12 protein-coding genes are annotated in these 12,583 nt (G+C 51.5%); 1 reads left to right on the top strand and 11 read right to left on the bottom strand.

Going from position 1 to position 12,583, the window contains the following annotated elements:
- Positions 1–237: 237 nt before the first annotated feature.
- The 3 genes from mdh to citZ all read right to left on the bottom strand — a co-directional run bounded on the left by mdh (position 238) and on the right by citZ (position 3,724).
- Positions 238–1,176: a malate dehydrogenase gene (gene mdh, locus IEW70_RS09265; RefSeq protein ID WP_188647653.1), complete on the bottom strand. Its 939-nt coding sequence runs from the start codon at positions 1,174–1,176 to the stop codon at positions 238–240.
- A 68-nt stretch (positions 1,177–1,244) separates the two neighbouring features.
- On the bottom strand, positions 1,245–2,531 hold the full coding sequence (gene icd / locus IEW70_RS09260; RefSeq protein WP_188647652.1) for an NADP-dependent isocitrate dehydrogenase: 1,287 nt from the start codon (positions 2,529–2,531) through the stop codon (positions 1,245–1,247).
- An 80-nt stretch (positions 2,532–2,611) separates the two neighbouring features.
- Positions 2,612–3,724: a citrate synthase gene (citZ, locus tag IEW70_RS09255; RefSeq protein ID WP_188647651.1), complete on the bottom strand. Its 1,113-nt coding sequence runs from the start codon at positions 3,722–3,724 to the stop codon at positions 2,612–2,614.
- Positions 3,725–4,125: 401 nt separating this feature from the next.
- On the opposite strand from citZ, the gene ytvI reads away from it, so the two are divergent.
- Positions 4,126–5,262: a sporulation integral membrane protein YtvI gene (gene ytvI / locus IEW70_RS09250; protein ID WP_188647650.1), complete on the top strand. Its 1,137-nt coding sequence runs from the start codon at positions 4,126–4,128 to the stop codon at positions 5,260–5,262.
- A 46-nt stretch (positions 5,263–5,308) separates the two neighbouring features.
- Here ytvI and IEW70_RS09245 read toward each other — a convergent pair whose 3' ends face one another.
- From IEW70_RS09245 to IEW70_RS09210, 8 genes are all read right to left on the bottom strand, one after another.
- A complete protein-coding gene (locus IEW70_RS09245; protein WP_188647649.1) occupies positions 5,309–5,704 on the bottom strand; it encodes an FxsA family protein in 396 nt (131 codons plus the stop codon).
- A gap of 359 nt (positions 5,705–6,063) precedes the next feature.
- Complete coding sequence (locus IEW70_RS09240; protein ID WP_188647648.1) at positions 6,064–6,513, bottom strand: acyl-CoA thioesterase; 450 nt, start codon at positions 6,511–6,513, stop codon at positions 6,064–6,066.
- Between the two features lie 376 nt (positions 6,514–6,889).
- Positions 6,890–8,641, bottom strand: a complete 1,752-nt coding sequence (pyk, locus tag IEW70_RS09235; RefSeq protein ID WP_188647647.1) for a pyruvate kinase — start codon at positions 8,639–8,641, stop codon at positions 6,890–6,892.
- A gap of 11 nt (positions 8,642–8,652) precedes the next feature.
- Positions 8,653–9,612: a 6-phosphofructokinase gene (pfkA, locus tag IEW70_RS09230; RefSeq protein WP_188647646.1), complete on the bottom strand. Its 960-nt coding sequence runs from the start codon at positions 9,610–9,612 to the stop codon at positions 8,653–8,655.
- Positions 9,613–9,711: 99 nt separating this feature from the next.
- A complete protein-coding gene (locus tag IEW70_RS09225) occupies positions 9,712–10,674 on the bottom strand; it encodes an acetyl-CoA carboxylase carboxyltransferase subunit alpha (protein WP_188647645.1) in 963 nt (320 codons plus the stop codon).
- A complete protein-coding gene (gene accD / locus IEW70_RS09220) occupies positions 10,667–11,530 on the bottom strand; it encodes an acetyl-CoA carboxylase, carboxyltransferase subunit beta (protein WP_188647644.1) in 864 nt (287 codons plus the stop codon). The genes IEW70_RS09225 and accD overlap by 8 nt, the downstream gene beginning before the upstream one ends.
- 41 nt (positions 11,531–11,571) lie before the next feature.
- Positions 11,572–11,757, bottom strand: coding sequence for a glutamate decarboxylase (locus tag IEW70_RS09215; protein WP_188647643.1), 186 nt, complete (start codon positions 11,755–11,757; stop codon positions 11,572–11,574).
- Between the two features lie 132 nt (positions 11,758–11,889).
- Positions 11,890–12,567 carry a FadR/GntR family transcriptional regulator gene (locus IEW70_RS09210; RefSeq protein WP_188647642.1) on the bottom strand — a complete coding sequence of 226 codons (678 nt, stop codon included), beginning with the start codon at positions 12,565–12,567 and terminating at the stop codon, positions 11,890–11,892.
- Between the last annotated feature and the right edge of the window lie 16 nt (positions 12,568–12,583).

Genomic DNA, 12,583 nt, shown 5'->3' with positions numbered 1-12,583 from the left:
CCTCCCAACGGGAATAGAGCTTCATTCATCTTTCCTCATAGTAACTACAAATTCCTCGAAACGTAAAGGGAATTTTAACATGATGCAGGTAAAGCACCGTCTCGATGAACGGAGGCAGCCTGTGAAGGAAAGCGGGATCCAACTTGAAACGAAAGGGATGAAAGCGCCTTCATTTGCGTCGGGGAAATCCCATTTTTTGCATATAAAAACACCCGGAATTTCCCGGGTGTTTTTGAATCAGTTTAATACTTTCATCACGTTGCGAACTGAGTCGGCCGATTTGTCCAGCGCCTTTTTCTCTTCTTCGGTCAAATCCAATTCGATGATTTGTTCCAGACCGTTGCCGCCGAGGATGACCGGCACGCCAAGGTACATGTCCTTGTAGCCGTATTCGCCTTCCAAATAAGCGATGGCCGGTAGGATCCGCCGCTTATCCTTCAGAATCGCTTCGGCCATTTGCACCAGGGAAGCGGCAGGAGCATAGTAGGCGCTGCCGTTGCCCAGCAGGTTGACGATCTCACCGCCGCCTTTGCGGGTCCGTTCCACGATGGCATCCAGCCGCTCTTTCGGCAGCCATTTTTCCAGCGGAATGCCGCCGGCATAGGAGTAGCGCACCAACGGCACCATGTCATCGCCATGACCACCCAGCACGAAACCGGTCACGTCTTCTACGGACACATTCAGCTCTTGAGCGATAAAGGTCCGGAAACGAGCGGTATCCAACACCCCGGATTGACCGATGACCCGGTGTTTCGGGAAGCCGGATGTACGGAACACTTCATAGGTCATCGCGTCCACCGGGTTGGTCAGTACCAACAGGATACTGTTCGGGGAATATTTGACCACTTGTTCCGTTACGGCACGCATCACTTTGGCATTGGTAGCCACGAGATCGTCCCGGCTCATTCCCGGTTTGCGGGCGATTCCGGCCGTGATGATGACCAGATCCGAATCGGCGGTGTCTTCATAGTTGGACGTGCCGATAATGTTGGCATCAAACCCTTGTACCGGGCCGGCTTCCAACATGTCCAACGCTTTTCCTTTGGTCGGATTTTCCACTTGGGGAATGTCCACCAAGACGATATCCCCCAACTCTTTTTGCGCCAGCATCAAAGCAGTGGTTGCACCGGTAAATCCTGCACCGATCACGGAAATTTTCTTTCTGCGGATCGACATCTGTCCTTTTCCTCCTGTTGTTGGATTTCCTAGTCGTAAAAGTCCACTCTCTCATGCTCTACCCAAACTTAAAGATTTTCAATCAGCTTGTCGGCAAATTCGGAGCATTTGACTTCTGTTGCGCCGTCCATCAGCCGTGCAAAGTCATACGTGACGGTTTTCTGGCCGATGGTTTTGTCCATGGCATGGTAAATGCGGTCGGCCGCTTCTTGCCAGCCCAGGTGCTCCAGCATCAACACACCGGAGAGGATGACCGATCCCGGGTTGACTTTATCCATCCCGGCATATTTGGGTGCCGTTCCATGAGTGGCTTCAAAGATGGCATGCCCGGTGTCAAAGTTGATATTGGCCCCCGGCGCAATCCCGATACCGCCCACTTGGGCCGCCAAGGCATCTGACACGTAATCCCCGTTCAAGTTGAGCGTAGCGATCACATCGTACTCTTTCGGACGGGTCAGGATTTGCTGCAGGAACGCATCGGCGATGGAGTCTTTCACAATCAATTTGCCTTCCGCTTCCGCCTGGGCCTGCGCGGTATTGGCAGCGTCCAAGCCTTGTTCTTCTTTGATGCGATCATATTGGGCCCAAGTGAATACCTGATCGCCGAACTCACGCTCAGCCAGCTCGTACCCCCAGGTTTTGAAAGCCCCTTCTGTGAATTTCATGATATTTCCTTTATGGACCAAGGTAACACTTTTACGCCCGTGATCCAATGCATACCGAATGGCGGAACGGACCAGACGTTCGGTGCCCTCCCGGGATACCGGCTTAATTCCGATGCCGGAGGTTTCCGGGAACCGAATCTTTTTGACGCCCATTTCTTCTTGCAGGAAGCGAATCAACTTCTTCACTTCCTCCGTACCCTCTTGCCACTCCACACCGGCGTAAATATCTTCCGAATTTTCCCGGAAAATTACCATATCGACATCCTCCGGCTTTTTGACCGGTGAAGGAACCCCATTGAAATATCGGACCGGACGCAAGCAAACATACAGGTCCAGCTCCTGGCGCAGAGCCACGTTCAACGAACGAATCCCGCCGCCTACCGGGGTTGTCAGGGGGCCTTTGATGGCGACAAAGTATTCACGAATCGCATTCAGCGTTTCCTCGGGAAGCCATTCGTCAAAGCGATTGTACGCTTTTTCCCCGGCAAAAATCTCGTACCAGGCGATTTGCTTCTTTCCACCGTAGGCTTTTTCCACGGCGGCATCCAACACCCGCTTTGCCGCAGCCCAAATATCCGGACCGGTGCCGTCGCCTTCGATAAAGGGGATAATCGGATTGTCCGGAACTTGCAGTTCGCCGTTTTTCAGGGTGATCTTTTCACCGGATTGCGGTGCTTCAAAACGAGACATGCTACCACTCCTTGCTCTCTGTTTGGGAAAAACGACAAGGAACGGGACACAAGCCCCGTCCCCTGTCGGTGATAACCTCGTCAGCGGTTCTCGATGGGGACATAAGACTGGTTGACCGGACCAACATACTCGGCACGCGGGCGGATCAACCGGTTATCCGCGTATTGCTCAAGGATATGAGCCGTCCAGCCCGTCATGCGACTCATGGCAAAAATAGGTGTGAACAGCTCCCTGGGAATCCCGAGGTAATGGTAGGTAGAAGCGGAATAGAAGTCCACATTGGGTTTCAGACCCTTCATAGACTCCACCACCTCATGAATTTTGGCAGATATTTCGAACCATTTCCGATCCCCGGTCTGCTCGGCCAATTGCCGGGACATTTCACGCAAGTGCTTGGCACGGGGATCGCCCTCTTTATATACCCGGTGACCGAAGCCCATAATTTTTTCTTTGTTATCCAGTTTCCGCCGAATCACTTCGTCCACCCGGTCGACACTTCCGATTTCCTCCAGCATCTTCATCACCTGTTCGTTGGCCCCTCCATGAAGCGGGCCCTTCAAGGTACCGATGGCCGTCGTGACGGCGGAATACATGTCAGACAAGGTTGCAGTGGTGACACGTGCCGCAAAAGTAGAAGCGTTTAATTCGTGATCGGCATGAAGGATCAGAGCTTTATCCAGTGCTTTGACGGCAACTTCATCCGGTTCTTTCCCGTGCAGCATATAGACAAAGTTTTGCGCTACACCGTATTCCGGGCGCGGAGCCACCGGCTCCAGGCCTTTCCGGATCCGATAGAGGGCAGCAACGACGGTCGGCAGCTGGGCGGTCAAATGGATCGCCTTGCGCCGGTTGCCCTCCAGGCTGTTATCATCCGCTTCCGGATCATAGAGAGCCAATGCGGACACAGCCGTTCGCAGGGCCGCCATCGGATGAATGTCTTTCGGGTAGCTCTTCAATAGCGATAATACGCTTTCAGGAAGAGCAGCATGAGCGCCCAGTTGTTTCTTCAGCTCATCCAACTCCGAACGGGAAGGCAGACGGCCGTTCCACAACAGGAAGGTCACTTCTTCAAAGTTGGCGTGGTCTGCCAGTTCGTCGATGTCGATGCCCCGGTAGGTCAGTACTCCATCAATAATCGAGCTGATTTTAGAAGTGAGTGCTACGACACCCTCCAATCCTTTAGCAACCGTCATATAATCGCTCCTTTGCTGTAAATATGGTACTATTTCGGGCACGTTGTCGGGCCACCTGATACTCTAAAGAGTTTGGGGATGCTGAATTTTTGAAACAACCAGTCATAAAATGGCGTTTTATCAATCACCCGCGGCGTCACACCAAAACGTCCGTTTTTGCGAATAGGAATATAAGGGCCGGACGTGAGCTTTAGACGCCCGTTTCTTTATTCTGTCGAGGTTGGCTGTTCGTGCCCTTATACATCGCCCTCTCCCAGTTTACCATAAAAAAAAAACGTTATCATCACGCCGACAGTTGCGAAAAGTCTGTGAATGGATGTTTGATCCCAGGCAGTCAGCGGCTTAAAATTTTTATACAAGGGAATGAATACGGATGTATTGAAACGAAAGAAGGGATTGTCTTGATCCGAAGAGAAACCGCGGAAATCCTTTTGCGGGCGATTATCGTCGCTATCACCATTCTTGCTCTCTACTGGGGTCTGATCTGGATCTTCCCCTTTATATACCCTTTCTTCATCGGATGGCTAATCGCCATGATCGCCGAACCCGCTGTACGATTTTTGGAAAGACGGCTGCGCTTGCCCCGATGGCTTGGCGTTACGCTCTCCTTACTGGTGTTGGTAGGAAGCTTTTTGACACTGCTCATTTTTCTCACCTCGCAAATTGTCGTGGAATTGACAAATTTGGCGGAATATCTGCCTTCCGCCATTGACAAGGTGAATCAATATATCGTCCAATTGCTTACCCAGGATAATCGGGAAATTTCGCTGATAATCCATCATATTCAGGACTATATGAAAAACAATCCCGAACAAAAAACAGAGATTATCAACAGCATCCGGGACAATGTAGGGGTTATCACCAACAAAGGCACGCAATTGATCACGGACATTATCTCAGGGATCGGCTCGTTCTTGAGAGACCTCCCCTATTATGCCACCGTGCTGATATTTATTATTTTGGCTGCCTTTTTCATCGGGGTGGATTGGCCGCTGATCAAAAAACGGTTTACCCATATCCTGCCGAAACGGATCCAAACCACCGGCGGTTTGGTGATTCGCGACCTAAAACGAGCACTGATGGGCTTCATCCGTGCCCAATTGACACTTATCTCCATCACAACCCTGGTAGTCTGGGTGGGCCTGATGATATTAGGTGTCGATTACGCACTGACTCTAGCCATCATTATCGGGATTGTGGATTTACTACCTTACCTGGGAGTCGGTGCTGTTCTCGTCCCTTGGTCACTCTATCTGTTGCTTACCGGAAAAGTTCAGTTGGGTGTCAGCATTGGGGTATTGTACCTTGTTCTCATCGTTATTCGACAATTCTTGGAACCAAAGCTGGTTGCTACCAATATCGGCCTCAACCCTCTGGTTACCTTGATCGCCTTGTTTGTCGGGCTGAAACTGTTCGGCTTTTTCGGGCTCATCCTCGGACCTGTAGCGGTAGTCATTTTAATGGCACTTCACCGGGCCCATGTATTTGTGGATTCCTGGAAATATATCAAGGGAGAGACGGCAGGGGGCAGAGGATAAGCGACCCCCTTCCGATTGGAAGGGGGTCCTTCGTTCTATGCGGGTCTCAACGGCGATGAATCCAGATCATCGTACCGTCCTTCACCTTCTTCGTGAGCCATTTTTTAAGAAAGTGTTTCACAATCGTACGTGTATAGGGAATCAAAAGCAACAATCCCAGCGCATCCGTGAAAAATCCCGGAGTCAGGAGCATCAGCCCCCCGGACAAAATGCAAACCCCGTCCAACAAAGCTTCTCCCGGCAATTCTCCATTACGCAATTGTATCTGGGCCAGCCGCCATGTATTCAAGCCCTGCCAGCGAGCCAGCCAACCGCCGATCACTCCTGTCGCGATCACGGCCAGCACCGTCGGCACCGGGCCGATCACCTTCCCCACAGAGACTAAACCCCAGATTTCCAACGCAGGGATAAGGATCAATAGGAGAACGAGGATACGAAACACGTTATTGGCCTCCTTGCGAAACGGATCTTCCCTCTATTGGAAGAAAGTCCTAAAAACAAAGAACTGGATCGTTTCTATTGTAACAATAAAGAACGCGTTTGATCCGTTAACTCATTCGCTTATTAGCAAATTGGTTCCTTGGCATCAAGATTCTTACTTATCGTCGTCATCTAATCATTACCAGTCGATTTTTTTCATGGCAGTACCCTCAACCTTCCTAAAAAAAGTCTAGTCTAGGGTCTGTCTGATTGTTTGTTAGGGGTCCGTCCGGTGTGGCCGTCTCCGATCTCTTGCAAAAAGCGCAAAGGATCTTCGCCGATCACACCGACCCTCCCCGTTAACAGACACGCCTTAAACCATTACGTAATCGTTTTGTTTTTCCGGGATGTATCGATTTGGGCCGACAAAACACGGAACACCTCTGGAAATCGGCGCTCAAAGTTCACCCGTTTCATTTCGTGATCCACCCATAAGTGAATGGTTTTCCCCGTGGTTAAGAGCACATCATCAGCGGTACGGATCACCTTATAACCAAAGGTGAGCTTTGCCTTGGCCGCTTCCAGCACCCGGGTGACCACCGTAATTTCATCGTCATAGTGGGCCGGCTGTAAAAATCGGCAATGCAGATCCACCACCGGGAGGAGCACCCCTTGCTCCTCCAATTCCTTATATGAGATGCCCAACTGCCGGATCATCTCTGTTCTCCCCACTTCAAACCAAGCAGCATATACACTGTGGTGAGCAACACCCATCTGATCCGTTTCCTGATATCTTACACGGAATGATGTTGCAAATGTTTTGGATTTCATTGCGAGTGCCTCCATTTAACAAACTGAACCCTACCCATTACCATTTTAGCAAAATCATCCGGCAGATATCGCTTGTTAAACCTTATTCCAGCCGGCTGATTACATATTTTGAGGGAACAGCACACATAATGTGAATAGCCAAACCTGCGGACTCCAGTTACAATATAGATACAAACACTTGGAACGCTTAAAGATGTGCTGATTTCAGAAAGGAGGAATCGCCAGTGAAACTTCGTCGACGCAAAAAACGGCGCAAAAAGTTGCGCTGGTGGATTTATCCCCGTTTGCGTACGATCTAAACGGTCCTGATATAGCACCGGTGCATGTCGGTGTTTTTTATGTATGAAAAAGAGGACGGAATCCCCGTCCTCTGAATTTATAATACCTGGGCGCGGCCGGAGTAAATATGTCCCCGTCCGGGGTCCACGGTGATCTCCATACCGTCTTTCAAGATTTCCGTCGCATCTTGAACACCGACAATAACCGGAATTCCCAGGTTGAGTCCTACGACAGCAGCATGGGAGGTTAATCCGCCCTCTTCCACAATGACAGCCCCCGCCCGTTCAAACACGTCCATCATATCTTTGTCCGTGCTGACAGTGACCAAAACAGCCCCGTCTTTCATTTTGGACCGAAGTTCGTCAGCGGTCACTCCCGCGATAACTTCCCCGTTGATGATTTGCTTGCCGACCCCTTGACCTTTGGCAATCACATCACCGATCACGTGAACTTTCATCATGTTGGTGGTTCCCGACCGTCCCACCGGAACACCGGCGGTAATCACCACGAGGTCCCCGTGGTGGACATACTCGGAATCCAGGGAAGCCGTGATGGCCGTTTGCAACATCTCGTCGATTGTATTCACTTGACGGCCCTTTACCGGATACACGCCCCAGAGGAGTGACAATTTCCGCATCACTTTGGGATGGCGGGTAACAGCGATAATCGGTACTTGCGGGCGGTATTTCGATACCATCTGCGCCGTCCGTCCCGTTTCGGTAGAAGTAATAATCGCAGAAGACTTTAGCTGTCCCGCAGTATGCACAACGGATTGACTGATCGAATCCGCAATGCTGACATCCACTGAGCGAATCCGCTCCTTGAAAATATCCTGATAGCGGAGAGATCCTTCTGCCCGGGCAGCGATGCGCGCCATCGTGGTCACTGCCTCCACCGGATATTTTCCGCTGGCCGTTTCACCGGACAGCATGACGGCGTCGGTCCCGTCAAAAATCGCATTGGCCACGTCACTGGCCTCGGCACGGGTCGGACGGGGATTGCGCTGCATCGAATCCAGCATCTGTGTCGCAGTAATAACCGGTTTGCCCAAGTGGTTGCATTTACGGATCATCTCTTTTTGTACAACGGGCACTTCTTCTGCCGGGATTTCCACACCTAGATCGCCCCGTGCCACCATGAGGCCATCCGCCACTTCCAGAATGGCATCCAGATTATCCAGCCCTTCCTGGTTTTCAATTTTGGCGATAATGTCGATGTCAGCATCATATTCTTCCAGAATTTTACGGATTTCCAGCACATCTTCCGGCTTCCGCACAAAAGATGCCGCGATAAAATCGACACCCTGTTCAATGCCGAAGCGTATATCCTCTGCATCTTTTTCCGTAATGCCCGGGAGATTGATGGAAACACCCGGAACGTTGACTCCTTTTTTGTTCTTCAGAGGACCTCCGTTTTCGATGATGCACCGGATTTCAGTGCCTTCCACTTCTTCCACGCGAAGGCTGATCAGACCGTCGTCCACCAAAATAGTAGAACCGGGATGAACATCCTGCGGCAATCCTTTATAGGTGATGGACACCTTGGAGGCGTCTCCGAGCATCGGCTCGGTAGTCAGGGTGATGTTTTCCCCTTCTTTCAGCTCCACTTCTCCCTCTTTCAGATCACCGGTTCGAATTTCCGGCCCTTTGGTATCCAGCAGTAAAGCGATGGTTTTTCCTGTTTCTTGCTCAATTTGACGAATTCGTTCGATCCGGCGTCCGTGCTCCTCGTGGGAGCCATGAGAAAAATTCATGCGGGCGACATTCATTCCTGCATATGCCAGCTGTCGCAGGGTTTCCAAGTCTTCACTGGCTGGTCCGATGGTGCATACGATCTTGGTTTTCCGCATGGTGTTTCCCCCTAAATCGCTAAGATCCCAGCCAAATCATACAACGACATGTCCGGCTGGTGCTTGGAGTTAAATGCTTCTTCAAATTCAATACCCATCACTTGGTTATTGCGAATCGCGACCATCTGATCTTTTTTGCCTTCCAATAACAGATCGACTGCTTTGGCTCCCATCCGGCTGGCCAGCACACGGTCAAAGGCAGTCGGCGATCCACCCCGCTGAATATGTCCCAGTACAGTGACACGCGTCTCCATCCCGGTCCGTTCTTTGATTTGCTGACCGATATCCACACCGCTGCCGACACCTTCTGCTACGATAATGATGCTGTGGCGTTTGCCCCGCTTATTCCCGCGTTGCAACCGTTCCACGATTTCATCCAGATTATAGGGTGCTTCCGGAATCAAAATCGATTCGGCGCCGTCGGCCAATCCAGCCCACAATGCGATATCTCCCGCATCACGACCCATTACCTCAACAATATAAGTGCGTTCGTGGGATGTAGCCGTGTCTCGGATCTTATCGATGGAGTGAATCACCGTATTGACGGCTGTATCAAAACCGATAGTAAAATCGGTTCCTGGAATATCGTTGTCAATGGTACCCGGAACACCGATCGTAGGGAACCCGAGAGCCGTCAGCTTTTGTGCTCCACGAAAACTGCCGTCCCCTCCGATGACAACCAGCGCTTCGATACCTTCCCGACGCAGGTTTTCGACTGCTCGCGCACGGCCTTCCTCGGTTTTGAATTCCTCGCAGCGAGCGCTATATAGCACCGTTCCTCCCCGGTGAATAATATCGCCCACAGAACCTAATTTCAAGGGAACGATATCCCCTTGAATCAAACCGCTGTATCCCCGATAAACGCCGTATACTTCCAACCCGTGGTAATGGCCGCTCCGCACCACCGCACGAATCGCGGCATTCATGCCTGGTGCATCTCCTCCGCTTGTCAACACAGCGATTCGCTTCATGTTCCTATCACCTCGTTATATAGATTCCCCAAAAATCCTCAACAACCCGCGGGACGTTTTTTGTCCATGCGGGACAAAAAGAGAAACCGTGGAGGCTGTTCAGCCCACGGTCGTGAATGTACCGATTTTCTCAAACTTCCGGTGACGATCCTCCACCCGTTGGTGGGGCTCCATCGCCAACAGCGGAGGCAAAGCTTCCTCAATCGCAGCCTTGATCTGTTGGGCTTGCATATCCGGATCTTGATGGGCTCCGCCTCTGGGTTCCGGAATCACCTGATCGATAACGCCCAGCTTTTTCAGATCTTGGGCCGTAATCTTCAATGCTTCCGCCGCTTCCTGCGCTTTCCCTGCATCCCGCCACAAAATCGCTGCAGCGCCTTCGGGGGAGATGACGGAGTAATATGCATGCTCCAGCATCAGCAACCGGTTGCCCACACTGATCGCCAATGCCCCTCCGCTGCCTCCTTCTCCAGTCACCACACAGATGATCGGAACCGAAAATCCGGCCATTTCCCGCAAATTGCGGGCAATCGCTTCACTTTGTCCCCGCTCTTCTGCCTCCACTCCGGGATGGGCCCCCTGAGTATCCACAAAGCAGATGATGGGACGACCAAATTTATCCGCTTGCTGCATCAGGCGGAGAGCTTTCCGATAGCCTTCAGGATGTGGCAAACCAAAGTTGCGTGCGATTTTGTCCTTCGTGTCTTTCCCTCGTTCATGCCCGATCAGGGTTACGGGCATGCCGTTGAATTTGGCGATTCCTCCGACAATCGCAGGGTCATCCCCGTAAAGACGATCTCCATGCAACTCCATAAAGTCAGTAAAAATGCGTTGGATATAGTCCAATGTGGTTGGCCGGGAGGGATGGCGGGCGATTTGAACCTTCTGCCATGTAGTCAGATTGCCGTAGATCTCTTCTTCCAGCCGCTTCGCTTTCTCTTCAAGCGTAGCAATTTCATCGGAAAGGTCAATGGATTTTTCAGAGGTAAATTTTTTTAGCTCTGCGATCTTTTGACGAAGTTCCACGAGCGGCCGCTCAAAAGGCAACTGTCCGCTACTCATTACGCTCCCTCCCATCGGCGTGAAGGTCCAAAATGCGAATCAGGGTCTCCCGCATCTGGGCACGGTGCACCACTTGATCCAACTGACCGTGTTTCAGCAGAAACTCTGCGGTTTGAAAATCATCAGGGAGCTTTTGCCGCACCGTCTGTTCGATCACACGCCGGCCTGCAAAACCGATCAGCGCACCCGGCTCGGCGAGGTTGATATCTCCGAGGGAGGAGAAGCTGGCCGATACGCCCCCTGTCGTCGGATTGGTCATCACGGATACAAACAACACTTTCTCCCGATGCAAACGTTCCAAAGCTGCAGAAGTTTTGGCCATCTGCATCAGAGACAAAACGCCCTCCTGCATACGGGCGCCTCCGGATGCGGAGAACAGGATAAAAGGATATCGCTTGGTTGCTGCCCGGTACGCCGCTCGAGCGATCTTCTCTCCGACGACAGACCCCATGCTTCCCATGCGAAAGCGGGAATCCATCACGCCGACAACCGCGGGATAGCCACCCAGCGTTCCTTCACCGGTGACCACTGCTTCCGTCAGGTCGGTCTTTTCCATGTCGGCTTTGATTTTTTCCCGATAGTTGGGAAACTCCAAAGGATCTTCGGACATCAGGTCCGCATCGTATTCAAAAAAACGCCCTTCATCGACTGTGGCCCGAATTCGTTCCGGTGCGGTCATGGAAAAGTGATGGTCACAGGATTTGCAGACCTTCAAGTTCTTTTCCAACTCCTTGGTATATCCGATCGTACCGCAACGGGGGCACTTCTGCATCAGGCCTTCTGGAATATCCCGTTTGGCTTGTTCAGAAGGGATGGTTGCGTATTTACGTTGCTTTCGAAACAGGTCCTTTAACACGATAACACCTCATCCAAACGTATACTTTCCGGTGCCGCCGTCTACCCGAAAAGGGAACTGATCAACTCCCGTACATCATGCAGCTCGCTCTCAGGTACACGGATTTCATATTGTTCCCCACGGGAACCTATCGACCGGATCTGAACCAAAAAGCCTTCTTGGGTGAGCCTGTCCCGAATCCGTTCGGCCAATTTCAATGTGGGAGAAATGTAGATCACCGTCCACATACGTACCTACTCCTTCTTCGGCCGCTTCACACCGGAGACATCATAGCACAGATGAACGATTGTCTCAAATCCATGAGTAGACGATCCGGTACATGTTTCATTATACAGCAGGTTTTCCTCTTTTCACCTATTTCAATCGGTGTTCAGTGGACTTTCCTTCAGCAGGTGCGAACGCATGCGCGATTCTGCTTGTTCGCGACGGCCCGACCGGATAGCCGTATAAATTCCCCGGTGTTCCTCCAAGACCTGGAGCGCTTTTTCCCGATCCATCGGTTCGGTTTGGACTGCATGGATCAATTGATGGACGGGGTGCCAAATCCGAAGCATTAAGTCGTTTTTTGATGCTTCCACCACCCGGCGGTGAAATTCTGTGTCTGCCGCGTTTAGTGTCTCTCCCTTTTTCACCAGGCTCTCCATTTGGTTCAGCTGATGTTCCAGTTCTTTGATCTCTTTCTTATCGGAGAGGACGGCAGCTTTTCCCGCCGCCGCCACTTCCAACAACACGCGAATCTCCCACAAGTTCCGGCGGGAAGGGGGGTCTCGCAAAATGTAAAACGCCAATAAATCCACCAAATGATGGGTGTTGCGGGGTTGCAGAAACGTTCCCTCTCCTCTGCGGGTTTTAATGATACCCAGCAATTCCAACGCCCGCAACGCTTCCCGAACGGAAGAACGGCCCGCCTGCAAGCGGGAGACCAGCTCCCGCTCTGACGGAAGCCGGTCTCCCGGTTGTAAGCCGTCTGATTCGATGATCTGATGAATACCGCGTAAAATGGTTTGAAATTTGTTGGAGCCAGCTTCAGGAAACATCGTTCACCCACCTGTT

It is taken from the genome of Marinithermofilum abyssi (assembly GCF_014641195.1).
GTDB lineage: Bacteria > Bacillota > Bacilli > Thermoactinomycetales > DSM-45169 > Marinithermofilum > Marinithermofilum abyssi.
Note: the sequence above shows the minus strand (reverse complement) of the source record. Positions and strands in the feature narration are given on the sequence as shown.